Origin of the sequence: Pseudomonas sp. MF6767 (assembly GCF_016405475.1) — a bacterium.
Taxonomy (GTDB): Bacteria; Pseudomonadota; Gammaproteobacteria; order Pseudomonadales; family Pseudomonadaceae; genus Aquipseudomonas; species Aquipseudomonas paracarnis.
This window is the reverse complement of record NZ_JAEKCY010000007.1, coordinates 178,895-204,185: the sequence shown is the minus strand read 5'-3', so window position 1 is coordinate 204,185 and position 25,291 is coordinate 178,895. Positions and strand designations below refer to the sequence as shown.

The 25,291-nt window shown below is 59.8% G+C and carries 25 protein-coding genes; 8 read left to right on the top strand and 17 right to left on the bottom strand.

Annotation, left to right across the window (positions count from 1 at the left end; all coding sequences use genetic code 11):
* The first annotated feature begins 7 nt into the window (after positions 1-7).
* From gatB to JFT58_RS14145, 4 genes are all read left to right on the top strand, one after another.
* Positions 8-1,453 carry an Asp-tRNA(Asn)/Glu-tRNA(Gln) amidotransferase subunit GatB gene (gatB, locus tag JFT58_RS14160; RefSeq protein ID WP_054897023.1) on the top strand — a complete coding sequence of 482 codons (1,446 nt, stop codon included), beginning with the start codon at positions 8-10 and terminating at the stop codon, positions 1,451-1,453.
* A gap of 130 nt (positions 1,454-1,583) precedes the next feature.
* The gene (locus tag JFT58_RS14155; protein WP_054897024.1) at positions 1,584-1,955 is read left to right on the top strand and encodes a septal ring lytic transglycosylase RlpA family protein; all 372 of its coding nucleotides are present in this window, start codon (positions 1,584-1,586) and stop codon (positions 1,953-1,955) included.
* Positions 1,956-1,981: 26 nt separating this feature from the next.
* Positions 1,982-3,061, top strand: coding sequence for a calcium/sodium antiporter (locus JFT58_RS14150; protein WP_054897025.1), 1,080 nt, complete (start codon positions 1,982-1,984; stop codon positions 3,059-3,061).
* Positions 3,058-3,441 (top strand): carboxymuconolactone decarboxylase family protein, encoded by a 384-nt coding sequence (locus JFT58_RS14145; protein ID WP_034126296.1) that lies wholly within the window; start codon positions 3,058-3,060, stop codon positions 3,439-3,441. Before JFT58_RS14150 ends, JFT58_RS14145 begins: the two co-directional genes overlap by 4 nt.
* Positions 3,442-3,565: 124 nt before the next feature.
* On the opposite strand, the gene JFT58_RS14140 is transcribed toward JFT58_RS14145, so the two are convergent.
* The 5 genes from JFT58_RS14140 to kdgD all read right to left on the bottom strand — a co-directional run bounded on the left by JFT58_RS14140 (position 3,566) and on the right by kdgD (position 10,250).
* Positions 3,566-4,507, bottom strand: a complete 942-nt coding sequence (locus JFT58_RS14140) for an AEC family transporter (RefSeq protein WP_034126295.1) — start codon at positions 4,505-4,507, stop codon at positions 3,566-3,568.
* A gap of 219 nt (positions 4,508-4,726) precedes the next feature.
* Positions 4,727-6,280 carry a galactarate dehydratase gene (garD, locus tag JFT58_RS14135; protein WP_054897026.1) on the bottom strand — a complete coding sequence of 518 codons (1,554 nt, stop codon included), beginning with the start codon at positions 6,278-6,280 and terminating at the stop codon, positions 4,727-4,729.
* A gap of 10 nt (positions 6,281-6,290) precedes the next feature.
* Positions 6,291-7,655 carry an MFS transporter gene (locus JFT58_RS14130; RefSeq protein WP_003188541.1) on the bottom strand — a complete coding sequence of 455 codons (1,365 nt, stop codon included), beginning with the start codon at positions 7,653-7,655 and terminating at the stop codon, positions 6,291-6,293.
* Between the two features lie 183 nt (positions 7,656-7,838).
* Positions 7,839-9,284, bottom strand: a complete 1,446-nt coding sequence (locus JFT58_RS14125; RefSeq protein WP_054897027.1) for an aldehyde dehydrogenase family protein — start codon at positions 9,282-9,284, stop codon at positions 7,839-7,841.
* Between the two features lie 54 nt (positions 9,285-9,338).
* On the bottom strand, positions 9,339-10,250 hold the full coding sequence (kdgD, locus tag JFT58_RS14120) for a 5-dehydro-4-deoxyglucarate dehydratase (RefSeq protein ID WP_003188537.1): 912 nt from the start codon (positions 10,248-10,250) through the stop codon (positions 9,339-9,341).
* Between the two features lie 233 nt (positions 10,251-10,483).
* On the opposite strand from kdgD, the gene JFT58_RS14115 reads away from it, so the two are divergent.
* Positions 10,484-11,641: a hypothetical protein gene (locus JFT58_RS14115; protein ID WP_054897028.1), complete on the top strand. Its 1,158-nt coding sequence runs from the start codon at positions 10,484-10,486 to the stop codon at positions 11,639-11,641.
* Between the two features lie 141 nt (positions 11,642-11,782).
* Here JFT58_RS14115 and JFT58_RS14110 read toward each other — a convergent pair whose 3' ends face one another.
* The 8 genes from JFT58_RS14110 to rplM all read right to left on the bottom strand — a co-directional run bounded on the left by JFT58_RS14110 (position 11,783) and on the right by rplM (position 17,580).
* Positions 11,783-12,532: a FadR/GntR family transcriptional regulator gene (locus tag JFT58_RS14110; protein ID WP_054897029.1), complete on the bottom strand. Its 750-nt coding sequence runs from the start codon at positions 12,530-12,532 to the stop codon at positions 11,783-11,785.
* A 159-nt stretch (positions 12,533-12,691) separates the two neighbouring features.
* On the bottom strand, positions 12,692-13,111 hold the full coding sequence (locus JFT58_RS14105; RefSeq protein WP_014716912.1) for a ClpXP protease specificity-enhancing factor: 420 nt from the start codon (positions 13,109-13,111) through the stop codon (positions 12,692-12,694).
* Between the two features lie 17 nt (positions 13,112-13,128).
* On the bottom strand, positions 13,129-13,746 hold the full coding sequence (locus JFT58_RS14100) for a glutathione S-transferase N-terminal domain-containing protein (protein WP_003188529.1): 618 nt from the start codon (positions 13,744-13,746) through the stop codon (positions 13,129-13,131).
* 148 nt (positions 13,747-13,894) lie between these two features.
* A complete protein-coding gene (locus JFT58_RS14095; protein ID WP_014716911.1) occupies positions 13,895-14,674 on the bottom strand; it encodes a cytochrome c1 in 780 nt (259 codons plus the stop codon).
* Positions 14,674-15,885, bottom strand: a complete 1,212-nt coding sequence (locus JFT58_RS14090; protein WP_003188526.1) for a cytochrome b — start codon at positions 15,883-15,885, stop codon at positions 14,674-14,676. Before JFT58_RS14090 ends, JFT58_RS14095 begins: the two co-directional genes overlap by 1 nt.
* Complete coding sequence (petA, locus tag JFT58_RS14085; RefSeq protein ID WP_003188524.1) at positions 15,885-16,478, bottom strand: ubiquinol-cytochrome c reductase iron-sulfur subunit; 594 nt, start codon at positions 16,476-16,478, stop codon at positions 15,885-15,887. Before petA ends, JFT58_RS14090 begins: the two co-directional genes overlap by 1 nt.
* A 266-nt stretch (positions 16,479-16,744) precedes the next feature.
* A complete protein-coding gene (gene rpsI, locus JFT58_RS14080) occupies positions 16,745-17,137 on the bottom strand; it encodes a 30S ribosomal protein S9 (protein WP_002555064.1) in 393 nt (130 codons plus the stop codon).
* Between the two features lie 14 nt (positions 17,138-17,151).
* Complete coding sequence (gene rplM / locus JFT58_RS14075) at positions 17,152-17,580, bottom strand: 50S ribosomal protein L13 (RefSeq protein WP_003188508.1); 429 nt, start codon at positions 17,578-17,580, stop codon at positions 17,152-17,154.
* 250 nt (positions 17,581-17,830) lie between these two features.
* Here rplM and JFT58_RS14070 point away from each other — a divergent pair, with 250 nt between their 5' ends.
* Positions 17,831-18,871 carry an NADP(H)-dependent aldo-keto reductase gene (locus JFT58_RS14070; protein ID WP_054919333.1) on the top strand — a complete coding sequence of 347 codons (1,041 nt, stop codon included), beginning with the start codon at positions 17,831-17,833 and terminating at the stop codon, positions 18,869-18,871.
* A 144-nt stretch (positions 18,872-19,015) separates the two neighbouring features.
* Here the strand turns inward: JFT58_RS14070 and JFT58_RS14065 are convergent, their stop codons facing one another.
* A complete protein-coding gene (locus tag JFT58_RS14065) occupies positions 19,016-20,152 on the bottom strand; it encodes an acyl-CoA dehydrogenase family protein (RefSeq protein WP_054897031.1) in 1,137 nt (378 codons plus the stop codon).
* 220 nt (positions 20,153-20,372) lie between these two features.
* Between JFT58_RS14065 and JFT58_RS14060 the strand changes: the two genes are divergently transcribed.
* Positions 20,373-21,293, top strand: coding sequence for a GlxA family transcriptional regulator (locus tag JFT58_RS14060; RefSeq protein WP_169918830.1), 921 nt, complete (start codon positions 20,373-20,375; stop codon positions 21,291-21,293).
* A gap of 139 nt (positions 21,294-21,432) precedes the next feature.
* Here the strand turns inward: JFT58_RS14060 and zapE are convergent, their stop codons facing one another.
* The 3 genes from zapE to JFT58_RS14045 form a co-directional block, all read right to left on the bottom strand.
* Positions 21,433-22,527, bottom strand: coding sequence for a cell division protein ZapE (gene zapE / locus JFT58_RS14055; RefSeq protein ID WP_003188500.1), 1,095 nt, complete (start codon positions 22,525-22,527; stop codon positions 21,433-21,435).
* 79 nt (positions 22,528-22,606) lie between these two features.
* The gene (locus JFT58_RS14050) at positions 22,607-23,962 is read right to left on the bottom strand and encodes a tryptophan--tRNA ligase (protein ID WP_054897032.1); all 1,356 of its coding nucleotides are present in this window, start codon (positions 23,960-23,962) and stop codon (positions 22,607-22,609) included.
* A gap of 16 nt (positions 23,963-23,978) precedes the next feature.
* Complete coding sequence (locus JFT58_RS14045; RefSeq protein ID WP_054897033.1) at positions 23,979-24,608, bottom strand: alpha/beta hydrolase; 630 nt, start codon at positions 24,606-24,608, stop codon at positions 23,979-23,981.
* Positions 24,609-24,753: 145 nt separating this feature from the next.
* On the opposite strand from JFT58_RS14045, the gene JFT58_RS14040 reads away from it, so the two are divergent.
* Positions 24,754-25,191 carry a YhcB family protein gene (locus JFT58_RS14040; protein ID WP_003171734.1) on the top strand — a complete coding sequence of 146 codons (438 nt, stop codon included), beginning with the start codon at positions 24,754-24,756 and terminating at the stop codon, positions 25,189-25,191.
* Positions 25,192-25,291 lie beyond the last annotated feature (100 nt).

The window sequence follows — 25,291 nt, the reverse complement described above, 5'->3', positions numbered from 1 at the left end:
GAACACTATGCAATGGGAAGTTGTGATCGGGCTGGAGATTCATACCCAGCTCGCCACCCAATCGAAGATTTTCTCCGGTAGCGCCACCACGTTCGGCTCCGAGCCCAATACACAGGCCAGCCTGGTAGACCTGGGCATGCCCGGCGTGCTGCCGGTGCTGAACCAGGAAGCGGTGCGCATGGCGGTGATGTTCGGCCTGGCGATTGACGCCGAAATCGGCCAGCACAACGTGTTTGCGCGCAAGAACTACTTCTACCCGGACCTGCCCAAGGGCTACCAGATCAGCCAGATGGAACTGCCGATTGTCGGCAAGGGCCACCTGGACATTCCCCTGGAAGACGGCACCATCAAGCGCGTCGGCGTCACCCGTGCACACCTGGAGGAAGACGCCGGCAAAAGCCTGCACGAAGAATTCCCGGGCGCCACCGGTATCGACCTGAACCGTGCCGGCACGCCGCTGCTGGAGATCGTGTCCGAGCCGGACATGCGCAGCGCCAAGGAAGCCGTGGCCTACGTCAAGACCATCCACGCGCTGGTGCGCTACCTGGGCATCTGCGACGGCAACATGGCCGAAGGCTCGCTGCGTTGCGATTGCAACGTGTCGATCCGCCCCAAGGGCCAGGTCGAGTTCGGCACCCGCTGCGAGATCAAGAACGTCAACTCGTTCCGCTTCATCGAGAAAGCGATCAACAGCGAAGTACGTCGCCAGATCGAGCTGATCGAAGACGGCGGCAAGGTGATCCAGCAAACGCGCCTGTACGACCCGAACAAAGACGAAACCCGCGCCATGCGCAGCAAAGAGGAAGCCAACGACTACCGTTACTTCCCCGACCCGGACCTGTTGCCGGTGGTGCTGGAGGATTCGTTCCTCAATGACATCCGCGCCACCCTGCCGGAACTGCCGCAGCAAAAACGCGAGCGCTTCCAGGAGCAGTTCGGCCTGTCGGTCTACGATGCCAGCGTATTGGCCTCCAGCCGTGAACAAGCCAACTACTTCGAAAAAGTCGTGAGCATTGCCGGCGACGCCAAGCTGGCGGCCAACTGGGTGATGGTCGAGCTGGGCAGCCTGTTGAACAAACAGGGCCTGGAAATCGACGACGCGCCGGTCACCGCCGAACAACTGGGTGGCATGCTGCTGCGCATCAAGGACAACACCATCTCCGGCAAAATTGCCAAGACCGTGTTCGAAGCGATGGCCGCCGGTGAAGGCAATGCCGACGAGATCATCGAGAAGCGTGGCCTCAAGCAAGTCACCGACAGCGGCGCGATCTCGGCCGTGCTCGATGAAATGCTCGCGGCCAATGCCGAACAGGTCGAGCAATACCGCGCCGCGGACGAAGCCAAGCGCGGCAAGATGTTCGGCTTCTTTGTCGGCCAGGCGATGAAAGCCTCCAAGGGCAAAGCCAACCCGCAACAGGTGAACGAACTGCTCAAAAGCAAGCTCGAAGGCTGATCCATGATCGTTCCCACGCTCTGCGTGGGAACGCCTCACGGGACGCTCCGCGTCCGCTTTTGTGACGCGTAGCGTCACCAGCTGCATTCCCACGCAGAGCGTGGGAACGATCCAACGGGGACATCTTGAAATGAAGCGTCTACTCGGCCTCCTGGCCCTGTCCTCCCTGCTGGCCGGTTGCGCCAGCGGCCTCATCGACCCCAACGGCTACGACGAAACCGGCACCGCGTCCTATTACGGCGCCAAGCACCATGGCAAGAAAACCGCCAGCGGTGAACCTTTCAACCAGAACGCCTTGACCGCCGCCCATCGGCGCCTGCCCTTCGGCACGCAGGTCAAGGTGACCAACCTCGACAACAACCGTTCTGTCGTGGTGCGTATCAATGATCGCGGCCCGCATACCCGTGGCCGCCTGATCGACCTTTCACGCAAGGCTGCCGAGCAACTGCGCATGCTGCGCAGCGGTACCGCACGGGTACGCGTGCAAGCCCTGAACAACTGATCGAGGCAGCCTTGAGCATTTTCGGATTGAACGCCCTCTCACCCTGGAGCCTGCTCGAACTGGTGGGTGGCCTGATCTTGCTGATCATCGGCGCTGAAATCCTGGTACGCGCCGCGGTACGCCTGGCGGCGAGCCTCAAGGTGCGGCCACTGATCATCGGCTTGAGCATCGTCGCCTTCGGCAGCAGTGCGCCGCAGATGACCGTCAGCCTTCAGGCCACGCTGGCCGGCAACACGGATATCGCCGTGGGCAGTGTCATCGGCAGTAGTATCTTCAATATCCTCGTGACCCTGGGCCTGTCCGCACTGATCATTCCGTTGCGGGTCTCGCGGCAACTGGTGCGCGTAGATATCCCGGTGATGATCGTCGCCGGCCTGCTGGTATTTATCCTGGCGGCTAACGAAATGCTGACGCCCTTCGATGGCGCCGTGCTGCTGGTGGCGCTGGTGGCCTACCTTGGCGTATTGCATTACCAGACGCGTCATTCCCGCCGCCCGCGCACTCTGGACACCGTGGCGAAGGCGCCATGGCTGAGCAGTGTGCTGCTGATGCTCGGCGGTTTGCTGGTGCTGGTGCTGGCCGGGCATTTGTTGCTCGGCGCAGCGGTGGATGTAGCGGGCGATCTCGGATTGTCGGAGCGCGTCATCGGCCTCACGTTGATCGGCGTCGGCACCTCGCTGCCGTGCCTTGCCACATCGCTGATCGCCGCGTTGCGTGGCGAACGGGAGATCGCCGTGGGCAACGTGATCGGCAGCAACCTGTTCAACCTGCTCGGCGTGCTGGGCTTTACCGCACTGGTGGCGCCGACGCCGCTGTCGGTCTCGCCCAACGCCCTGGACTTCGATTTACCGGTGATGCTCGGCGCCATCATCCTGTGCCTGCCGGTGTTCTATACCGGCTATCGGGTAACACGTATCGAAGGGCTGGTGCTGCTGGGGCTGTACCTGGCGTACGGGCTGCATGTCATGGCCTTCACCACTGGCATGCCGCTGGCCAACAAGCTTGAACAATTGATGCTGTATTACGTCCTGCCAGCGTTAGGGGCTCTGCTGTTGTTCACCTCACTGCGCGCCTGGCACCGCCAACACAAGAGGGAATCGCAATGACCGAACAGAAAAAACCCGGGGTTGAAGTACGTCGCCAGGTCATGGGCGATGCGTTCGTCGACCGCGCCTTGGGTAATGCCACGGCGTTCACCCAACCGCTGCAGGACTTCGTCAATGAGCACGCGTGGGGCAGCGTCTGGAACCGCGAAGGGTTACCGCTCAAGACCCGCAGCCTGATCACCCTCGCCGCCCTCACCGCCCTCAAGTGCCCGCAGGAACTCAAGGGCCATGTGCGCGGTGCGCTGAATAATGGCTGTACGGTGGAGGAGATCCGCGAAGCGCTGCTGCATTGCGCGGTGTATGCAGGGGTGCCGGCGGCGATTGATGCGTTTCGGGCGGCGCAGGAAGTGATTGAGGCGTATCAGGCCGATCAGCAGTGACTGTCCTGTAGCTATCGCAGGCAAGCCAGCCCCCACACTTGAGGGTATTCACACGTCCACATGTGGGAGCTGGCTTGTCGGGTCGCCGCATCGCTGCGATGGGGCCTCAAGCTGCCCGCCGATTTCAGATCCACCCCCCCGCCTGCAACACAAAAATCCCGATATTCGTGGTCACCGCCGCCATCAGCGTGGTGATCACGATAATCGCGGCCGCCAGCTCATGATTACCCTGCGCCGCCCGGGCCATCACAAAGCTTGCGGCGGCGGTCGGCGCGCCGAAATACAGAAACAGAATCCCCAACTCCGGCCCTCGGAACCCCAGCAACCACGCGCCCAGGGTGGCGATCACCGGTAGCCAGATCATCTTCATCAGGCTCGCGCTCAACGCCATGTTGCCGCTCTTGCGCAGCGCGGCCATGGACAAGGTGCCACCGATGCAAATCAGCGCCAGCGGCAGCGTGGTATCGGACAGGTACTGCAAGGATTTCTCAAGCCAACCGGGCACGCCGATCTGGAAGTACGCGAACGGCGTAGCGACGATCACGCTGATAATCAGCGGGTTGGCCAATACGCTTTTGAAGATGCTCCACGGGTCGGACTTGATCACCGGGCTATAGACCGCCAGCACAATGGTCGACAGCGTGTTGTAAAAGAGGATCACCAGCGCGGCGAGGATCGCGCCCAGGGATATGCCGTAATCGCCGTACATACTGGCCGCCAGTGCCAGGCCGATGACCCCGTTATTGCCACGAAACGCGCCTTGGGCGTAGATGCCTCGGTCTTCGCGCTTGCAGCGAAAGATCGCCCAACCCCAGGCCACGGCAAAGCTCACCAGGGTGGCGACGCAGAAGTAGATGAGCAGGCCCGGCTTGAGCGCCGAGTGCAGGTCGGCATGCAGAATGCCAAGGAACAGCAGCGCCGGCATGGCCACGTTGAACACCAGGGACGATGCGGTGTGGATAAAGTTGTCGTTGATCCAATTGATGCGCTTTAGAAACACGCCCAGGAACAGCATGGCAAACACCGGCGCGGTGATGGTGAGGGTGGTGAGGAAGATTGCCAGCATGCCGGGGAGAACCTTGGTGGGCGTCGTTAGTTGGCTAATGATAAGCCAGTACGAGCGGGTTCGTGTGGGCAACGCCATTCAAATGTGGGAGCTGGCTTGCCGTCGTAGGAGCGAGCTTGCTCGCGAGAAACTCCCAGGCGCCGCGTTCATTCAGTTAACACGCGTTATCGTTGGCGTCTTTCGCGAGCAAGCTCGCTCCTACAGGGTTAGCGCCTGGTCTCAGGTAATCGGCGCCGGGTTGAACAGCGTGATGTCGTTATGCAGCTTATGCCGCTCTGCCCAGGTCTGCTTCTTGCCGCTGGCCACATCCAGATAGAAGTGGAATAGCTCCCAACCCAGCTCCTCGATACTCGCACGCCCCGTCGCAATGCGCCCGGCGTCGATATCGATCAGGTCCGGCCAACGCTGGGCAAGCTCGGTGCGGGTGGAGACCTTCACCACCGGCGCCATCGCCAGCCCATACGGCGTGCCGCGCCCGGTGGTGAACACGTGCAGGTTCATCCCCGCTGCCAGTTGCAAGGTGCCGCAGACAAAATCACTGGCCGGTGTGGCGCAGAAGATCAGGCCCTTTTCCTTGAAGCGCTCGCCAGGGCCAAGTACGCCGCTGATGGCACTGCTGCCGGATTTGACGATGGAACCCAACGACTTCTCGACAATATTCGACAGCCCGCCCTTCTTGTTACCCGGCGTGGTATTGGCGCTGCGGTCTGCCTCACCCTTGGCCAGGTAACGGTCATACCAGTCCATTTCCCGGACCAGCTCGCGGGCAACGTCCGGGTTCTTCGCGCGTGAGGTCAGCAGGTAAATCGCATCGCGCACTTCAGTCACTTCGGAAAACATCACCGTCGCGCCGGCGCGCAGTAACAGGTCCGAGGCATACCCCAGCGCCGGGTTGGCGGTGATGCCGGAGAACGCATCGCTGCCGCCGCACTGCATGCCCAGGATCAACTCGGAGGCCGGCACGGTTTCGCGGCGACGCTGGTTGAGTTTCTTCAAGCGCACGTCGGCCAGGGCCATGATCTGCTCGATCATTTCGGTAAAGCCATGGCTGGAATCCTGCAAGCGATACAGCCACGGCTCGCTCAGGTCCACGGAGCTGTCGTTGTCGTGCATCACCTGGCCGGCCTGGAGCTTTTCACAGCCCAGGCTGATCACCAAGGCTTCGCCGCCCAGGTTGGGGTTGCGCGCCAGGTTGCGCACGGTGCGGATGGGGATGTAGGCATCCGTCGCCGTAATCGCCACGCCGCAGCCGTAGCTGTGGGTCAGCGCCACCACGTCATCGACATGCGGGTACTGGGGCAGCAACTCGTCCTTGATGCGCTTGACCGCATGGTCCAGCACGCCGGTAACGCATTGCACGGTGGTGGTAATGCCGAGGATGTTGCGCGTGCCCACGGTGCCGTCCGCATTGCGATAGCCCTCGAAGGTAAACCCCTCCAGGGGCGTCTGGGTTTCAGGCACCTCGGTGGACAGCGGCAAGCTGTCCAGCGGCGGTGCGGTGGGCATGCGCAACTGGTCCTCCTGCACCCAACTGCCACGCGGAATCGGCGCCAGGGCATAACCGATGGTCTGGCCGTAGCGAATAATCTGGCCGCCCTCGGGGATGTCTTCCAGCGTCACCTTGTGGCTCTGCGGGATGAAATCCACGGTGACCAGGCCGTCGGGAAACTCGGTACCGGCGGGTACCCCTTGATCGTTCACCACGATCACCACATTGTCGCGCTCGTGCAAACGGATCGAGCGCGGCGAGTCGGCATGTTCAATCAACTGCATCACACGAACCTCAGGAATGCGCTTGAGAAAGGTTGGTCAACTCTGGGCCCTGGGTAGGCGGCTCCTTGAGCACCACGCGCTTGATCGGGCCGACAATCACCAAGTAACTGAACACCGCCACCAGCGCGTTGGCGCCCACGAAGACCAGCGCCCATTTGAACGAGCCGGTGGTGCTGATGATGTAGCCAATCACAATCGGCGTGGTGATCGAGGCCAGGTTACCGAAGGTGTTGAACAAGCCGCCACTGAGGCCGGCGATTTGTTTCGGTGAGGTGTCGGATACCACCGCCCAACCCAATGCGCCCACGCCTTTGCCGAAGAAGGCCAAGGCCATGAAGCCCACCACCATCCATTCGATGTCTACGTAATTGCACGCCACGATGCTGCTGGAAATCAGCAGGCCACCGATGATCGGCGCCTTGCGTGCGAAGGTCAGCGAATGGCCTTTGCGCAGCAGGTAGTCGGAAATCACCCCGCCGAGCACTCCGCCGATAAAGCCGCAGATCGCCGGTAACGAGGCAATGAAGCCGGCCTTGAGGATGGTCATGCCACGCTCCTGCACCAGGTACACCGGAAACCAGGTCAGGAAGAAGTAGGTGATGCCGTTGATGCAGTACTGGCCCAGGTAGACGCCGAGCATCATGCGGTTGGTCAGGAGCTGGCGGATGTAATCCCACTTCGGCCCGTCGGTTTTCTTACCCTTGCCCTTGTCCTGATCCATATCGACCATCGCGCCATTGGCGGCGATGTGATTGAACTCGGCTTCGTTGATCATCGGATGCTGGCGCGGGCTGTGGATAACTTTCAGCCAGATCAGCGAGAAAACAATGCCGATCACGCCCATCACGATAAACACGTGCTGCCAGCCGAAGCGATAGACGATCCAGCCCATCAACGGCGCGAACAACACCGTGGCGAAGTACTGGGCCGAGTTGAAGATCGCCGACGCAGTGCCGCGTTCAGCCGTAGGAAACCACGCCGCAACAATACGGGCATTTCCCGGAAACGAGGGCGCCTCGGCCAAGCCCACCATGAAGCGCAGCATGAACAGCGCGACCACCGCAGTGGAGACGCCAAACTCACCGACATAGCCTTGCAGCACGGTGAACAGCGACCAAGTGAAAATGCTCAGGGCATAGACTTTTTTCGAGCCGAAACGGTCGAGCAGCCAGCCACCGGGAATTTGTCCGGCCACGTAGGCCCAACCGAATGCAGAGAAGATATAACCGAGGGTGACCGCGTCGATACCGAGGTCTTTTTGCAGGCTGGAGCCGGCGATAGCGATGGTGGCCCGGTCGGCGTAGTTGATCGTGGTCACCAGGAACAGCATGAGCAGGATCAAATAGCGGACGTGGGTCGGCTTGGTCGCTTGCATGTAGAAGTACTCCCACTAATTATTTTTTTTGCGGGTAATGATTTTGTATTGCCTGGTTGCGCCTCCCTGTAGGAGCGAGCTTGCTCGCGAAGAACTTCAACGATTACGCGGGCATTCAGGATGCACGCGGTGAATTTGAGTTTTTCGCGAGCAAGCTCGCTCCTACAGAGAGGGTGCTGCGTGTTACGAACCGATGTAGCTGGTTTTCACCACGGTGTAGAACTCTTGCGCATAGCGACCCTGCTCACGCGAACCGTAGGATGAACCCTTACGGCCACCAAATGGAACGTGGTAATCCACCCCTGCCGTCGGCAGGTTGACCATCACCATCCCGGCCTGGGAGTGGCGCTTGAAGTGGTTGGCATATTTGAGCGAGGTGGTGGCAATACCGGCCGACAAGCCGAACTCGGTGTCATTGGCCATGGCCAGCGCCGCCTCGTAGTCCGCCACGCGCACCACGTTGGCCACCGGGCCGAAGATCTCTTCACGGCTGATGCGCATGCCCGCTTCACTGTCGGCAAACAGTGTGGGCGCCAGGTAATAGCCTTCGGTGTCGCAGGTCACCAGGCCGCCCCCACTCACCAGCCGGGCACCTTCGCTCTGGCCGATGTCGATGTATTTCAGGTCCTGATCCAACTGGGCCTGGGATACCACCGGGCCAATGTCGGTGCCGCTATTCAAAGCGTGGCCCACCTTGATCGACTTCATGCGCTCGGCCATGGCGGCGACAAACTGGTCGTGGATCCCCGCGGTGACAATCAAGCGGCTCGAGGCCGTGCAACGCTGGCCGGTAGAGTAGAACGCACTCTGTACCGACAGCTCGACAGCCTGCTTGAGGTCGGCATCGTCGAGAATGATTTGCGGGTTCTTGCCACCCATCTCCAACTGCACCTTGGCCTGGCGCGATACACAACTGACCGCGATCTGACGCCCAACGCCCACCGACCCGGTGAAACTGATGCCATCGACTTTCGGGCTGTTGACCAACACGTCGCCGACCACACGGCCACTGCCCATCACCAGGTTGAACACACCGGCGGGGAAACCGGCGCGGGAGATGATTTCGGCCAAGGCCCAGGCGCAGCCCGGCACCAGCTCGGCAGGCTTGATCACCACGCAGTTGCCGTAGGCCAGGGCCGGGGCGATTTTCCACGCGGGGATGGCGATCGGGAAGTTCCACGGGGTGATCAGACCCACCACACCGAGGGCTTCGCGGGTCACTTCAACGTTGACGCCCGGGCGCACCGACGGCACGTAATCGCCCGACAGGCGCAAGCATTCACCGGCGAAGAATTTGAAGATATTGCCGGCGCGGGTCACCTCGCCAATGGCTTCGGGCAGGGTCTTGCCCTCTTCCCGGGCCAGCAGGGTGCCGAGTTCTTCACGACGGGCGAGGATCTCGCTGCCGACTTTATCCAGCGCATCGTGACGCGCCTGGATACCGGAGGTGGACCACGCCGGGAACGCGGCGCGGGCAGCGTCGATGGCCGCGTTGACTTGGGCCACGTCGGCTTTGGCGTATTCGCCAATGGCGTCGGACACATCCGACGGGTTGATGTTGGTGCAGTAGTCGGCGCCGGTTACCCATTCGCCATTGATGTAGTTCTCAAAACGCTTTGCCTGGGACACGAATCTTCTCCTGACGCAAAAGGCCGCTGATTGCTCAGCGGCCTTGTGGATAATTTATTGCGCGCCTTGCTTGTCGATCAGCGCGGCGAGGGCTTCGTACTCTTCCGGCAGCAGGTCGGTCAGTGGCGTGCGCACCGGGCCTGCGTCATAACCGACGATTTTCGCACCGGCCTTGACGATGCTCACCGCGTAACCGGCCTTGCGGTTACGGATATCCAGGTATGGCAGGAAGAAGTCGTCAATGATCTTGCCAACGGTGGCGTGATCTTCGCGGGCAATGGCGTGGTAGAAATCCATCGCCGTCTTGGGGATGAAGTTGAACACCGCCGAGGAGTACACCGGCACGCCTAGGGCCTTGTAGGCCGCGGCGTAAACCTCTGCGGTCGGCAAGCCACCGAGGTAGCTGAAACGGTCGCCCAGGCGACGGCGGATCGACACCATCAGCTCGATATCACCCAGGCCATCCTTGTAGCCGATCAGGTTCGGGCAGCGCTCGGCCAGGCGCTCCAGCAGCGGTGCGGTCAGGCGGCAGACATTGCGGTTGTACACCACCACGCCGATCTTGACCGACTTGCACACGGCTTCAACGTGGGCGGCAACCCCGTCCTGGCTGGCTTCGGTGAGGTAGTGCGGCAGCAGCAACAGACCTTTGGCGCCGAGGCGTTCGGCCTCTTGGGCATACTCGATGGCCTGGCGGGTGGCACCGCCTACACCGGCCAGGATCGGCACGCTGGACGCACAGGTATCCACGGCGGTTTTCACTACTTGGGAATATTCGCTGGCCGCCAGAGAGAAAAACTCACCTGTGCCACCTGCGGCGAACAAGGCGCTGGCGCCATAAGGGGCCAGCCATTCCAGGCGCTTGATGTAACCCGCCTGGTGGAAATCACCCTGGGCGTTGAAATCGGTCACCGGGAAAGACAGCAGACCGTGGGAGAGGATGGACTTCAGTTCTTGTGGATTCATTATTCGAACACCCTGGGCGAAGACTTTCTAACGAAAGGTTGTTGTTGGTTTTGATGATGTCGTACGTCATCGTACAACTATAAATAGATTCGTCAACTGCAATTCATCCGGCGTAATCCCGCGAAGGCTTAAGACGCGGCTCTTGACGTAGGAAATTTCTCACCTATGATTCAGAAAGCTGTATGCATATACAGTTATCACGGAAGATTCCTACGACATAGCAAGGAGCTAACATGTCAGGTCTTGAACTCGCAGCACCCGAAAAAACACCACCTACCCTGCGCTTCGAAGGCGGTGAACACACCGCCATCGGCGATGACACCCTGCTTCGCTTCGTCAAGGACGCCCCGGCCATTCCTGCGCGCCAAGTCGAACTGCACCTGCCCAACGGGCTTGCGCTGACCTATGGCCAAGTGATCGCCCTGGGCGGCGACTTCTATGGCATCCCCGGCCAACCGATCAGCGAGGGCAATTCTCCGGCCGAGCGCGTGCAACGCTTCACCGCGGCCTTCAATTCTCTTGCCGTGTTGCCTGCTTCACGGGAAGAAGCGCAGAAGATCCTGGCGGTGATGCAAAAGGAGATCAACGCCGTCAACCAGGCGATCAAGGACGGCAAACAGCCTCATGAAGCCTATGACGCCTTGGGAGATACGTTGTCGGAGGAGTGGAACCGTATTACCGGTGGGGGCAGTGCTGTTTCGGCCCTCGTGCCGCTGGGCCGCTACCTGAAGCTGGCAGCGGACAACGCCGACCACTTCGGTGAATGGGCCCTGTCCGCCTACTTGGCCGGCCATACGGCAGCCTTGCAACAGGCAGTAGTGGCCCATCAGACCGGCACCGACCAGGCCCTGGAATTGGCCTACGCCATGAACAGCTTTGCCGATCATTTTTTGACCGACCTGTTTTCCGCCGGCCACCTGCGGGTACCGCGCAAACAACTGGCAGCGGTCGTGACGCCTGGAGAACTCGGCTCGCTGATCAGCCGCTTCATGCACGATGAAGACAGCAAATTCGGGCTCAAGGTGCGCAATGCCATGGGCGCTCAGTGGCATGCCTACGGCGACAAGCTCTACTTCGACAGCATCGACGCCGACAATCGCGTGCAGGTCAAACGGGCGGTACAGGCCTCGGCAGATGAAATCTTCGAAACCTTCATCAGCGGTATCGCGCCCTCCCCGGCTGAGTTCAAGGCACCGCTGTATGTGCCCGACCTGAACGCCGCGCAAAACCCGGCGAATAACTTCTCGCCGCTGTTCAAGATGGAGGGGGACAAGGTGCTGCGGCGCAAGGACGTCAACGATTTGAACGACAAGCACTGGACCAATGATTGGTGGGGGTGGAGTACGTACTTGCGGCTTAAAGACTACAAGCCAAACCAACCCGTCAACTAACGGCTGGCATGATCGTTCCCACGCTCTGCGTGGGAATACAGCCTATGACGCTCCGCGTCACCCTGCGAGGGCTTGAGAAGTTCACGCGCATCGGGACGCGGAGCGTCCATAGAGGCGTTACCACGCAGAGCGTGGGAACGATCAGACCCGCTGCGCCTCTGCCTCTTCATGGGCATGGCGCAGTCGTTCGCGACTGTTGGTCAAATGCAAGCGCATCGCAGCCCGCGCCGCATCCGAATCCTGGCGGGCTATCGCCTCGTAGATCTCTTCGTGTTCGCGGCTCAAGCGGCTCATGTAGTGCTGTTGATCATCATGGGCCAGGCGCGCCGAATTCAGGCGGGTACGCGGAATGATGCTGGTGCCCAGGTGGGTCATGATGTCGGTGAAGTAGCGGTTGCCGGTAGACAGTGCAATTTCCAGGTGGAAGGCAAAGTCCGACGCCACCGCATCGCCGGCGTGGGCCGCACTCTCATTCAAGGCATCGAGGGCCGCACGCATGGCCGCCAGTTGCTCCTCGCTGCGACGCAGCGCCGCGAGGCCCGCAGACTCCACTTCCAGGCTGATACGCAGCTCCAGAATCGCCAGCACATCGCGCAAGGTCACCACGGTGGCCGGGTCTATGCGAAAACCGCTGGGGCTTGGCGTGTCCAGCACGAAGGTGCCGATACCGTGGCGAGTCTCGACCTGCCCCGCCGCTTGCAGGCGCGAGATGGCTTCACGCACCACCGTCCGGCTGACGCCATGGGCGTCCATGATCGCCGACTCGGTCGGCAGCTTGTCGCCGCGTTTGAGCTGGCCATCGCGGATCTGCTCGGACAACACCGTGACCAATTCCTGGGCAAGGCTGCGGCGCTTGCGGGGAAGACGTGGGGCGGCGTTGGCGTTTTCCATGATGAACCATCTTTCTCGACGAACTAAAGACCGCATCATAGCCCATGGTGGTTGTACGATCACCGTTCTGGCGCGACTTTCATCCATATCCTTCACGCAAAAAAAATGCCCCGACCGACGTCGGGGCATTTTTCAGATGGATCTGTAAGCGAAATCCGCCTACTTCACCACTTTCAAGCTTGGCCGACCGCTAGGGCGCGGCGGCTCGGTATCCGGTGGCGGTACATCATCACCGTCTTCGCCTTCGATCGTTTCGTCATCCTCCAAAGGCGACTCCAGATCGAACACCATGCCCTGGCCATTTTCCCGGGCGTAGATCCCGAGGATGGCACCGATGGGCACGAACAGCGTATGGGGCACACCGCCGAAACGCCCTTCGAAGCTCACCGCTTCGTTGTCCATGTGCAGGTGGCGCACGGCACTGGGCGATACGTTCAGCACAATCTGTCCGTCACTGGCAAAACCCTGGGGTACCTGAACCGCAGGAAATTCGGAATTGACCAGCATGTGCGGGGTGCAATCGTTGTCCACAATCCACTCATAGAGCGCGCGGACCAGGTAAGGTCGACTGGAGTTCATCAACGGCTCCTTAAGCCTTAGCGCATATCACGTTCGGCACCAGACAGACTTGCCTGGAAAGCCTCACGCGCAAACTGGCGCTCCATGTAATCAAGCAACGGCTTGGCCGGCCGTGGCAGTTCAATGCCCAGAATCGGCAAGCGCCAGAGTATGGGTAATAGGCAGCAATCCACCAAGCTTTGTTCCTCACTGAGGAAAAAAGGTTTATCGGCGAACAACGGCGAAACGCCGGTGAGGCTCTCGCGCAATTCCTTGCGCGCCTGCACACGAGCGGCTTCTTTGGAACGCGAATCCAGGATCACATCCACCAACCCGCACCAGTCACGCTGGATCCGATGGATCAGCAGGCGGCTGTTGGCACGCGCCACCGGGTACACCGGCAGCAAAGGCGGATGAGGGTAACGCTCATCCAAGTATTCCATCACCACGGTCGACTCCCACAACGCCAGGTCACGATCGACCAGGGTGGGCAAGCTGCCGTAAGGGTTCACTTCGATCAGCTTCGGCGGCTGACGGCCCGCCTCCACACTGATGATCTCGGCGCTGACACCCTTCTCTGCGAGCACGATGCGTACTCGGTGGGAATAGTGGTCGGCGGGGTCGGAGTAACAGGCCAACCGGTTGGTCACGCCCATGGCGGTCCTCCTCGCTTGTTGAAATTATCGAAAGCTCAAAAACGAGCGCGCCCAGAAAGCATCCCTGTAACGTCCGGTTCAAACCGACGCTACGTGTTCAGAGATGCCGCTGGGCGCGCAAGATTAACAGCAATTGCTTACGGTTGGATCAATGCACATCCTTCCAGTATTCACGCTTGAGCAAATAAGCGAATACGAAGAAGAAAGCCAGGTACAGCAAGACGTAGGTACCGATGCGCTGATGCTGCAGTTTGACCGGGTTGGCCGAGTAGGCCAGGAAGGTCACCAGGTTCTTGACCTTCTCGTCGAACTGCTCTTCGTTCAGCGTACCGGTCTTGGGCACGATGGTCAGTTGATCGCACGCTTCATGGGTCAGCGGCGTGCCGGTCAACGGATCATATTGCTTCTTGCCGTCTTCAACGACCTGAACCTGCTTGCATCCTACCACTTGGCGCCCCTGCAGGCCGACCAGAACGTTCGGCATGCCGACGTTCGGGAAGACTTTGTTGTTCACGCCATAGGGGCGTGCAGGGTCTTCGTAGAAGGACTTGAGGTAACCGTAGAGCCAGTCGGTACCGCGTACACGGGCCACCAGGGTAAGGTCGGGCGGTGCGGCGCCGAACCAGGTCTTGGCGTCGGCCGGTTGCATGCCGATGTTCATGTGGTCGCCGATCTTGGCGCCTGTGAACACCGCGTGGCTGAGCATTACTTCATGGGGAATGCCCAGGTCATCGGCAACGCGCTCGTACCGTTGGAACTTGGCGCTGTGGCAACCCATGCAGTAGTTGGTGAATGTACGCAGCCCATCCTGCATGGCGGCTTTGTCAGACACATCGATATCGACTTTTTCCAGCTGCGCACCATGTTCGGCAGCGAAGGACAGTAGCGGCAGTGCCGCAAGCACGAATGCAACGAGTAATTTTTTCATCAGCCAGTCACCCTTTCCGGAACCGGTTTGGTCTTCTCGAGCCGGGTATAGAACGGCATCAGAATGAAGTAGGCGAAGTACAGGAAGGTGCAGACCTGCGACAGCAAGGTCCGTTCAGGGGTGGGCGCCAATACACCCAACACACCCAGGATCACGAACGAAATGCAGAACACCCACAGCCAGATCTTGCTCAGCCAGCCTTTGTAGCGCATTGACTTGACCGGGCTACGATCGAGCCACGGCAGCACGAACAGCACCGCGATGGCCGCGCCCATGGCGATCACGCCCATGAGTTTGTCGGGGATCGCGCGCAAGATCGCGTAGAACGGCGTGAAGTACCAGACCGGGGCAATGTGCTCAGGTGTCTTGAAGGCGTTAGCTTGTTCGAAGTTAGGCTTCTCCAGGAAATAACCACCCATCTCCGGGAAAAAGAACACGATCGAGCAGAACACAAACAGGAACACGACCACGCCGACAATGTCTTTTACGGTGTAGTACGGGTGGAACGGAATGCCATCCAGCGGGATGCCGTTCTCGTCCTTGTGCTTCTTGATGTCCACGCCATCCGGGTTGTTGGAACCCACTTCGTGCAGCGCCAGGATATGCAAGACCACCAGGCCCAGGATCACGATCGGCAAGGCAACCACGTGCAGGGCGAAGAAGCGGTTCAGGGTAATGCCGGAGATCAGGTAGTCACCACGAATCCACTGGGTCAGGTCGTTGCCGATCACCGGGATTGCGCCGAACAGCGAGATGATCACCTGGGCGCCCCAGTACGACATCTGGCCCCAAGGTAGCAGGTAGCCCATAAAGGCTTCGGCCATCAGTGCCAGATAGATCAACATGCCGAAGACCCACACCAGCTCACGGGGCTTCTGGTACGAGCCGTAGAGCAGGCCGCGGAACATGTGCAGGTAGACGACGATAAAGAACGCCGACGCACCGGTGGAGTGCAACAGGCGCAGGATCGAGCCGTACTCGACATCACGCATGATGTATTCGACAGAGGCAAACGCCTCTTCCGCCGACGGCGTGTAGCTCATCGTCAACCACACGCCAGTGACGATCTGGTTGACCAGCACCAACAGCGCCAGGGAGCCGAAGAAGTAGAAGAAGTTGAAGTTTTTCGGCGCGTAATATTTGCTGAGATGGTCTTCCCACATTTTAGTGGCGGGGAAGCGCGCATCCACCCAATCCATGAACTTGCTCATCACGCGTTCTCCTTGTCGAGGCCAATGACAATGATGTCGTCAGATTCGTAATTGTGAGGAGGAACCGGCAGGTTCAGGGGCGCGGGCTGGGATTTGTAGACGCGGCCGGCGAGGTCATAGTGGGAACCGTGGCACGGGCAGAAATAACCGCCGACCCAGTCTTTACCCAAGTCGACAGGCGCCACTTCCGGGCGGAAGGTAGGTGAGCAACCCAGATGGGTACAAAGACCAACCAGCAGCAGAATCTCTGGCTTGATCGAACGTGCTTCGTTCTTGGCGTAGGCGGGCTGGTCGGACTTTTCGGATGTCGGGTCAGACAGCTGGCCTTCGATCTTCTTCAGATTCCCCAGGATTTCCTCGGTACGACGAACAATGAAAACCGGCTGGCCGCGCCACTCAGCAATCATCTGCTGGCCTGGCTCGATCTTGCTGACATTCACCTTCACCGGTGCACCTGCGGCTTTCGCCTTGGCACTGGGAAACCATGACCCCACGAACGGGACCGCAGCCCCCACCGCTCCTGCAGCACCCACCACGGATGTGGCTGCTACCAAGAAGCGACGCCGGCCTGCATTCACGCCGTCATTGCTCATTCAGTCCTCTCCCATCAGCTTTTTGGCCTGTTAAATCAGGCGTCTACTAAGTGTTGAATCTTTACTTATAAAAATTTTGACGGATGGTAATGAAAAGCCCCACGTATGACAAGGGAATTGCCCGGGGCTCCGTCTCCAGGCCTTGTAGTATAGGGGGTCTACGGATGTGGCAAGTTGTCACGGCGAAAAATGTGCATAAATCGCAGGCAATAAAAAACGCCCAGCTCCGTGAGGAGGCTGGGCGTTTTTGTGGAACGTAAAGCGAATTAACGCTTCGAGTACTGCGGACGCTTACGCGCTTTACGCAGACCGACTTTCTTACGTTCAACTTCACGAGCATCGCGAGTCACGAAGCCAGCTTTGCGCAGAGCGCCACGCAGGGTTTCGTCGTACTGCATCAGAGCGCGAGTGATACCGTGGCGGATTGCGCCAGCTTGACCACTTACACCGCCACCGATAACGGTGACGTAGATGTCGAACTTTTCAACGGTCTCGGTCAATTCCAGCGGCTGACGAACTACCATGCGGGCAGTTTCGCGGCCGAAGAAGTTGTCCAGGGAGCGGTTGTTGATCGAGATGTTACCAGTGCCCGGACGCAGGAAAACGCGTGCGGTTGCGGTTTTGCGACGGCCAGTGCCGTAATTTTGAGTCGCCGACATAATGAACTATTCCGTTAAAACTTCAGTTCTTGGGGCTGCTGAGCAGCATGAGGGTGTACAGCGCCCGCATAGACTTTCAGCTTGCGAAACATATCGCGACCCAGTGGGCCCTTAGGCAGCATGCCTTTGACCGCGATTTCGATCGGGGCTTCAGGCTTCTTGGCAATCAGGCCTTCGAAGTTGGAAGACTTGATACCGCCTGGGAAACCGGAGTGACGGTAGTACATTTTGTCGCTTGCTTTGTTGCCGGTTACACGAACCTGCTCAGCATTGATGATGACGATGTAGTCGCCGGTATCAACGTGCGGGGTGTATTCAGGCTTGTGCTTGCCACGCAGACGGCTGGCGACTTCAGTGGCCAGACGACCCAGGGTCTGACCAGCGGCGTCGACGACAAACCAGTCGCGCTGAACTGTTTCCGGTTTTGCAGTAAAAGTTGTCATTCTTTAATAGCCTCAGGGGCCGCCTGTAAATTTAGACGGCGGATCTTACTGAATAGTGCGTACTTTGACAAGGTCAAAGGCAGCCGGATACAGACGCTATCGGGGGCTCGGGTCGGCGCGTCCGTTCAACGGCAAGATTCTTCGGCAGGCGGCGCATCACTTCCACTGCAGAAAGAGGTGGGCAATTATGCAGATTGCGAAAAAAAATTCAACCTGCTTTTATGATTGTTTTACCCCGAAGGAGTACCCGATGGATTACCGACAGCTGGGCCGCACCGATCTGAATGTCAGCGCGATCGCGTTGGGCACCATGACCTGGGGCGAGCAGAACAGCGAGGCAGAGGCCTTCGCGCAGATCGAAAGGGCCAAGGCCGCGGGGATCAACTTCCTCGACACCGCAGAAATGTACCCGGTGCCGCCCAAGGCCGACACCTACGCCACCACCGAGCGCTACATCGGCAACTACTTCAAAAGCCGTGGCGACCGCGCCGACTGGATTCTCGCCAGCAAGATCGCCGGCCCCGGCAACACCATCGACTATATCCGCGATGGCCACCTGCGCCACAACCGCAAGCACATCGCCGCAGCCCTGGACGCCAGCCTCAAGCGCCTGCAGACCGAGTGGATCGACCTCTACCAACTGCATTGGCCGGAGCGCAGCACCAACTTCTTCGGCCAGTTGAGCTACAAGCACAAGGACGAAGACGACCTCACCCCACTGGAGGAAACGCTCGAAGCCCTGGATGAACAGGTAAAGGCCGGCAAGATCCGCCACATTGGCCTGTCCAACGAAACGCCGTGGGGCGCCATGAAATTCCTCGCCCTGGCCGAAGCCCGCGGTTGGCCGCGCGCCGTGTCGATCCAGAACCCCTACAACCTGCTCAACCGCAGCTTTGAAGTGGGCCTGGCGGAGGTTGCCATTCGTGAACAGTGCGGCTTGTTGGCTTATTCGCCTTTGGCGTTCGGCATGCTCAGTGGCAAGTACGAAAATGGCGCTCGCCCGGCCAAGGCGCGCCTGACCGAGTACAGCCGCTTCAGCCGCTACTTCAACCCGCAATCGGAAGCGGCGTGCAGCCGGTATGTGGCTCTTGCGCGGGAACATGGCCTGGACCCGGCGCAGATGGCGCTGGCGTTTGTGACACAGCAGCCGTTTGTGACCAGCAATATCATTGGGGCCACATCACTGGAACAACTGGACAGCAACATCGCCAGTGCCGAACTGAAATTGTCGAAAGAGGTGCTTGAAGGGATTGAGGCGATTCAGAAGGATCATCCGAATCCAGCACCTTGATTGATCCGCACTGATCGTTCCCACGCTCCGCGTGGGAATGCCGCCTCGGACGCTCTGCGTCCGCTTTCAGAGTCGTGACGCGGAGCGTCACATGAGGCGTTCCCACGCGGAGCGTGGGAACGATCAATCAAGAGCACCTAACAATCAAAGCGCCCGCGCAATGATCTCTTTCATGATCTCATTGGTCCCCGCATAAATGCGCTGCACCCGCGCATCCGCCCAGGCCCGGGCAATCGGGTATTCCCACATGAAGCCGTAGCCGCCATGCAACTGCACGCACTCATCAAGCACCTTGCATTGCAGGTCCGTGGCCCAGTACTTGGCCATCGCCGCTGTGGGCACGTCCAGCTTGCCTTCCAGATGCAAGGCCATGCACTGATCGACAAACACGCGGCCAATCTGAATCTCGGTCGCCATCTCCGCCAGCTTGAACCGGGTGTTCTGGAAATCGGCAATCGCCTTGCCGAACGCCTTGCGCTCTCGCGTGTACTCGAGGGTCCATTGCAACGCCGCTTCGGCTGAAGACAGCGCGCCAATCGCCACGGTCAGGCGTTCTTGTGGCAGTTCCTGCATCAGGTAGGCAAAGCCCATGCCCGCCTGGCCCAGCAGATTTTCCTTGGGCACGCGTACATCCTGGAAGAACAGCTCCGAGGTGTCCTGCGCCTTCATGCCGACCTTCTCCAGGCGCTTGCCCTTGTCGAAGCCCGGCGTGTCGGCTTCCACCAGGAACAGGCTGGTGCCCTTGGCGCCCGCCTTGGGGTCGGTCTTGGCGACGACAATCACCAGATCAGCCAGGTAGCCGTTGGTGATAAAGGTCTTGGAGCCGTTGATCACATACTCATCGCCGTCCAGCACTGCGCTGGTCTTGACCCCTTGCAGGTCAGAACCGGCGCCCGGCTCGGTCATGGCAATGGCCGTGACCATCTCCCCGGAGATCAACTTGGGCAGGTACTTGTGCTTCAGTGCTTCACTGCCGTAATGCAGGATGTAAGGCGCGACGATATCCGAGTGCAGGGAAAAGCCGATGCCGGTCAAACCCAGGCGGCTGACTTCTTCGATCACCACCGCGCTGTAGAGAAAATCCGCGCCCAGCCCGCCATATTCCTCTGGCAGGTGGGAACACAACATGCCCGCCTCCCCCGCCTGGTTCCACAGGTTACGTTCGATATAGCCCTGCTTTTCCCATTGCCCATGGAAGGGCACGGCGTGCTTTTCGAGAAAGGTGCGCACGCTCTCACGGAAGAGTTCGTGCTCCGAGCTGAACAAGGTTCTGGGGATCATGGGTCACCTGCGTGGATTGTCGGACAAGGACGAGCCCACAGAGCCTATGCCCCGAAGGCGTCACGGGACACTGGACACATGCGACAAAAAATAAGACGATCCAGCCGTCTGGTGACCACTTTCCCCTATAAGAATAAATGAAATTATGTCTAACCAAATCTCCACGCCGTTGCGGCGCGTCAGCATTTTGGCCATTGATCGGGTATTCGCTTCAACCCTCATGCAAGCCAAGGATTTCTTCCATCTCGCCAGCCTGCGCCATGGCAAACAGCAAGGCCTGGGCCTGACCCCAGGGTTCGAAACGCGCCTGGTCAGCCCCGACGGCCAGTCCGTGCGCAGCTTCAGCGATGTGATCATGCCGGTGGACGGCGGCCTCGAAGACGCCGACATCATTGTGCTGCCAGCTTTCTGGGACGACTTCGATGCCCTGTGCTCGCGCTACCCGCAAGTGCTGCCGTGGCTGCGCGAACAGCACGCCCGCGGCGCCGTACTCTGCGGCGAGGCCACCGGGGTGTTCTGGCTGGCCGAAGCCGGGCTGCTCGATGGCAAGGAGGCGACCACCTACTGGCGCTTCTTCAATGCCTTCAGCGAGCGTTTCCCCAAGGTGCAGCTCAATCAGGACAAGCACCTCACGGATGCCGATAACCTGTATTGCGCCGGTGGCACCACGTCGGCCTGCGACCTTTATATCTACCTGATCGAACGCTTCTGCGGCGCCAACATCGCCCAGGCGGTGGCCCGCGACATTCTCTATGAGGTGCAGCGCAACTATTCACCGGGGCGGATCGGGTTTGGCGGGCAAAAGCTGCATCAGGACGTGATCATCCTGCAGATCCAGCATTGGCTTGAAGAGCACTTTGCCGACAAATTCCGCTTTGAAGACGTCGCCCGGGAACACGGCATGAGCATCCGCAACTTCATGCGCCGCTTCCAGACCGCGACCGGTGACAAGCCGCTGCATTACCTGCAACGCCTGCGCATCGAGACCGCCAAGGGCCTGCTCTCGGGCAGCCGCAAGAGCATCAAGACCATCAGCTACGAGGTGGGTTACGACGATGCGAGTTTCTTTGCGCGGTTGTTCAGGCAGCACACGGAGTTGTCGCCCAACCAGTATCGCCAGCAATTTCAGCAGGCCGCCTGACTCCAGGCCAACACAAACCATTGTGGGGAGCAGGCTTGCCTGCGATGGGGGTGTATCAGCCAGCCTATAGTTGGCTGATACACCCCCATCGCGGGCAAGCCCGGCTCCCACATTAGATCTCCATTGAGCCGGAGATTGATTAAGGCTTGTGGCCGCGCGACAGGAACTCGTGGGACTGCATTTCCAGCAGGCGACTCAAGGTGCGCTGGAATTCGAAATTCAAGCGGCCGCCGGTATAGAGATCCTTGAGTTCGACTTCCGCCGAGATGATCAGCTTGACGTTACGGTCGTAGAACTCATCGACCATGTTGATGAACCGTCGGGCGATATCGTCGGTGGTCACGCCCATCTGTTCCACACCACTCAAGATCACGGCGTGGAAGATCTTGCCCAGCTCGATGTAATCGTTCTGGCTGCGTGGCCCATCGCACAGTTGGCGGAACTCGAACCAGGCCACGTCATCGCAGGTGCGCAGCGCGATGATTTCGCGGTTCTCGATCATCAGCTTGTCGTTTTCCACCGCTTGCGTGCATTCCGGCGTCAGCGCACGGAAGCTTTTCTTCAGGCTTTCGTGCGCCGCTTCGTTGAGCGGGAAGTGGAACAGCTCGGCTTGCTCCAGATGACGCAAGCGGTAGTCGACGCCGCTGTCGACGTTGACGATATCGGTGTTCTGCTTGATCAGCGCAATGGCCGGCAGGAAGCGCGCACGTTGCAGGCCATCCTTGTACAGGCCATCGGGCACGATGTTCGACGTGGCCACCAGGGTCACACCGTTCTTGAACAGTTCTTCCATCAGCGTGCCAAGGATCATGGCGTCGGTGATGTCGGAGACGAAGAATTCATCGAAGCAGATCACCCGGGCCTCTTGGGAGAAACGCTTGGCGATGATGGTCAGCGGGTTTTTCTCGCCCGGCAGGGTCTTCATCTCTTCGTGCACGCGCTTCATGAAGCGGTGGAAGTGCGTACGCACCTTTTCCTTGAACGGCAGCGCTTCAAAGAAGGTGTCTACCAGGTAAGTCTTGCCACGGCCCACGCCGCCCCAGAAATACAGGCCCTTGACCGGCGTGTGGTCTTTCTTGCCAAACAGCTTGCTGAACATCCCGGGCTTGCTTTGCGACGCGGCCACGAGGTCCTCGTACAGGCGCTGCAAATGACGCACGGCATTTTCCTGGGCCGCGTCGTGGAAGAACTCGGGGCGTTTCAGATCAGCTTGATATCGTTCTAGGGGCGTCATAATTTCGTTAGCAAGGCAACAAAAACGGGCCGACACTGTAACGACGGCCCTGGATAATGGCAATCAACCCTTGGTCGGGTTAATCCTCGATTGGGGTTAACGCAGCGCGCAAAGCGGCGATGGCGGCATCGCGAGATGAAATCTCTTCGAAGAAAGGCCCATCTGCGATGCAGTAGCCTTCCAGCCAGACGCTGAAGGTGGTTCCTTCTTCGCGAATATCCAGTGCCTTACCCGACTGAAGATCTTTAGTTGCAGCGCCTGCCAACTTACCATCAGAAAATTTGCGCGAAACCAGAAGCTGTTCACCGTTAGGCGCCAACAGGCGGAAGCGGAAGCTGCCATCGTCTTCACGGAAGCTCACAAACCGTGCAGCCTTCGCTGCTTTTTTCTTGGTGGCGACCGCCGCCGCCGCCTGGTTGACGAACGAACGCAGGCCCACCGCTTCACGCAGCTCGGCCAGGAACGGTGCCGCCACAGCGCGGGCCTTCTTGGCGCCGACCTGCAGCAGGTCCTCCATGTCCGATGGGCGCGCCATCAGTTGATGGTAACGCTCGCGCGCTTCGCCGAGCTGGCCGTCGAGCAGTTGGAACAGACGGTTCTTGGCCTCGCCCCAGCCCAGGCCTTCTAGCAGCTCACCACGGAATTGGGCTTCCTGGGCCTTGGTCGCGAACGCCTGGTACAGGGTGAACAGGTGCGAATTGTCCGGATCCTTGGCTTCGCCTGGCGCGCGGGAGTCGGTGACGATCCGCGAGATCGCGTCCTTCATGTCCTTGGCGCTGGTGAACAACGGGATGGTGTTGTCGTAGCTCTTGGACATCTTGCGACCATCCAGGCCTGGCAAGGTGGCCACGCTTTCTTCGATCAGCGCCTCGGGCATGGTGAAGAATTCTTTACCGTTGCCGAACAGGTGGTTGAAGCGCTGGCCGATGTCGCGGGCCATTTCCACGTGCTGGATCTGGTCGCGGCCCACCGGCACCTTGTGCGCATTGAACATCAGGATGTCCGCTGCCATCAGCACCGGGTAGCTGTACAGGCCCATGCTGATGCCCGCATCCGGGTCTTCACCGTTTTCCACGTTCTTGTCCACCGAGGCCTTGTAGGCATGGGCGCGGTTGAGCAGGCCCTTGGCGGCAACGCAGGTCAACAGCCAGGTCAGCTCGGGGATTTCCGGGATGTCCGACTGGCGGTAGAAGGTCACCCGGTTCACATCCAGGCCACCGGCCAGCCAGGTCGCGGCGATTTCCATACGCGAGCGCTGGATGCGCTGCGGGTCATCGCATTTGATCAGGGCGTGGTAGTCGGCCAGGAAGTAGAAGGAATCGGCATTCGCGTCTTCGCTGGCGAGGATCGCCGGGCGAATCGCACCGGCGTAGTTGCCCAGGTGCGGCGTGCCGGTGGTGGTGATGCCGGTGAGGATACGGGTACGGGTCGTCATGGGTGATCGCTTGTCATCAATTCGAAAGGCGTGGCAGCACCAGATCCTTGAGATCGGTCAGCTTGCCGTGAAAAAAGTGTCCGCATTCTGCCACTTTCAGCAACTCATGGGGGCGTTTGAGGGCGGCGGACCAGTCGTAGACCAGCTGCGGGTCAACCACTTCGTCGCTTTCCGGTTGGATCAGGGTCAACGGGCAGCCCAGCGGTAACGCGTCGGTATCGCGCAGGCGCATCACCGCAGCGGCGATCATGAACAGGTGTGCGAGCTTTTCACCTTTGGCTTCCAGGCGGCCGCCGAGGCTGGCGGCCACATACCCACCGAAAGAAAAACCGAGCAAGGTGATTGGCAGGTCCGGGTGCTTTTCCCGCAGCCAGGCGGCGGCCGCTTCAGCATCGTCCACCTCACCGCTGGCCATATCGTGAGTACCGGCACTGGCACCCACGCCACGGTAATTGAAGCGCAAAGTAATCAAACCCGCATCGCGGGCAGTGCGTTGCAGGGTCGAGACGACCTTATTGAGCATGGTCCCCCCCTGCACCGGGTTAGGGTGGCAAACCAGCGCCAGGCCACGTGGTTCGGGGTGATCCAGGTACAAGGCTTCCAATTGGCCTACCGGGCCATCGATCAAAACGGGGGTTTCACGCATGAGCAAGGATGAACTCCGTGACCTCTCAAGGGGTCGACTCGTCTAGCTAAAGTCTGTGCATGGCATCATTGCGAGCTTAATCGCGGTATACAGCGCAGGTTTGAGCCGTTAACGTAAAGCAAAGCCGTTTATAGAGGAAGGACTCGTGGAACACTCGCTCTTAGTTTGGTTGTTGCCGACTCTTGCCCTGGTTGCCGGTGTCGCCATTGGTTTCCTGGTTGCCCGCCTGCTGCCGAATGCCGCGCCTAACCGCACGCAGCGTCAGCTGGATGACATTCAGGAACGTTTTGACAGTTATCAGAACGAGGTTGTTACCCACTTCAACAGCACCGCGACCCTGGTCAAGAAGCTCACCCAGAGCTACCAGGAAGTACAGGATCACCTCGCCGATGGCGCTAACCGCCTGGCCCTCGACGACATCACCCGCCAGCGCCTGCTGGCCGCGCTGCATTCCGATGCACCGCAAACCCCACGGGAACGCCTGACCCCGCCTCGGGAAAACCAGGAGCCACCACGGGACTACGCGCCAAAGACGCCGAACGCTCCAGGCATGTTGGATGAGCATTACGGCTTGAAGAAGTAAGTCATCTTCGAGCAACAAAAAGCCCGGCTGATCGATGATCAGCCGGGCTTTTTGTTGGGTGCCTGAACCATCAGACAACACCATGCCCCTGTGGGAGCTG

Excerpts from the sequence above, each read along its gene's own strand:
- JFT58_RS14155 (WP_054897024.1), top strand. The coding sequence starts at position 1,584 with ATGAAGCGTCTACTCGGCCTCCTGGCCCTGTCCTCCCTGCTGGCCGGT.
- kdgD (WP_003188537.1), bottom strand. The coding sequence starts at position 10,250 with ATGAATCCACAAGAACTGAAGTCCATCCTCTCCCACGGTCTGCTGTCT.
- JFT58_RS14140 (WP_034126295.1), bottom strand. The coding sequence starts at position 4,507 with ATGCTGGCAATCTTCCTCACCACCCTCACCATCACCGCGCCGGTGTTT.
- JFT58_RS14115 (WP_054897028.1), top strand. The coding sequence starts at position 10,484 with ATGTCAGGTCTTGAACTCGCAGCACCCGAAAAAACACCACCTACCCTG.
- JFT58_RS14130 (WP_003188541.1), bottom strand. The coding sequence starts at position 7,655 with ATGCAAGCGACCAAGCCGACCCACGTCCGCTATTTGATCCTGCTCATG.
- JFT58_RS14065 (WP_054897031.1), bottom strand. The coding sequence starts at position 20,152 with ATGATCCCCAGAACCTTGTTCAGCTCGGAGCACGAACTCTTCCGTGAG.
- petA (WP_003188524.1), bottom strand. The coding sequence starts at position 16,478 with ATGAGCAATGACGGCGTGAATGCAGGCCGGCGTCGCTTCTTGGTAGCA.
- gatB (WP_054897023.1), top strand. The coding sequence starts at position 8 with ATGCAATGGGAAGTTGTGATCGGGCTGGAGATTCATACCCAGCTCGCC.
- garD (WP_054897026.1), bottom strand. The coding sequence starts at position 6,280 with ATGCAGTTGATTGAACATGCCGACTCGCCGCGCTCGATCCGTTTGCAC.
- JFT58_RS14050 (WP_054897032.1), bottom strand. The coding sequence starts at position 23,962 with ATGACGACCCGTACCCGTATCCTCACCGGCATCACCACCACCGGCACG.
- JFT58_RS14105 (WP_014716912.1), bottom strand. The coding sequence starts at position 13,111 with ATGAACTCCAGTCGACCTTACCTGGTCCGCGCGCTCTATGAGTGGATT.
- JFT58_RS14110 (WP_054897029.1), bottom strand. The coding sequence starts at position 12,532 with ATGGAAAACGCCAACGCCGCCCCACGTCTTCCCCGCAAGCGCCGCAGC.
- JFT58_RS14100 (WP_003188529.1), bottom strand. The coding sequence starts at position 13,746 with ATGGGCGTGACCAACCGGTTGGCCTGTTACTCCGACCCCGCCGACCAC.
- JFT58_RS14060 (WP_169918830.1), top strand. The coding sequence starts at position 20,373 with ATGCAAGCCAAGGATTTCTTCCATCTCGCCAGCCTGCGCCATGGCAAA.
- zapE (WP_003188500.1), bottom strand. The coding sequence starts at position 22,527 with ATGACGCCCCTAGAACGATATCAAGCTGATCTGAAACGCCCCGAGTTC.
- JFT58_RS14145 (WP_034126296.1), top strand. The coding sequence starts at position 3,058 with ATGACCGAACAGAAAAAACCCGGGGTTGAAGTACGTCGCCAGGTCATG.
- rplM (WP_003188508.1), bottom strand. The coding sequence starts at position 17,580 with ATGACAACTTTTACTGCAAAACCGGAAACAGTTCAGCGCGACTGGTTT.
- JFT58_RS14070 (WP_054919333.1), top strand. The coding sequence starts at position 17,831 with ATGGATTACCGACAGCTGGGCCGCACCGATCTGAATGTCAGCGCGATC.
- JFT58_RS14045 (WP_054897033.1), bottom strand. The coding sequence starts at position 24,608 with ATGCGTGAAACCCCCGTTTTGATCGATGGCCCGGTAGGCCAATTGGAA.
- rpsI (WP_002555064.1), bottom strand. The coding sequence starts at position 17,137 with ATGTCGGCGACTCAAAATTACGGCACTGGCCGTCGCAAAACCGCAACC.
- JFT58_RS14095 (WP_014716911.1), bottom strand. The coding sequence starts at position 14,674 with ATGAAAAAATTACTCGTTGCATTCGTGCTTGCGGCACTGCCGCTACTG.
- JFT58_RS14090 (WP_003188526.1), bottom strand. The coding sequence starts at position 15,885 with ATGAGCAAGTTCATGGATTGGGTGGATGCGCGCTTCCCCGCCACTAAA.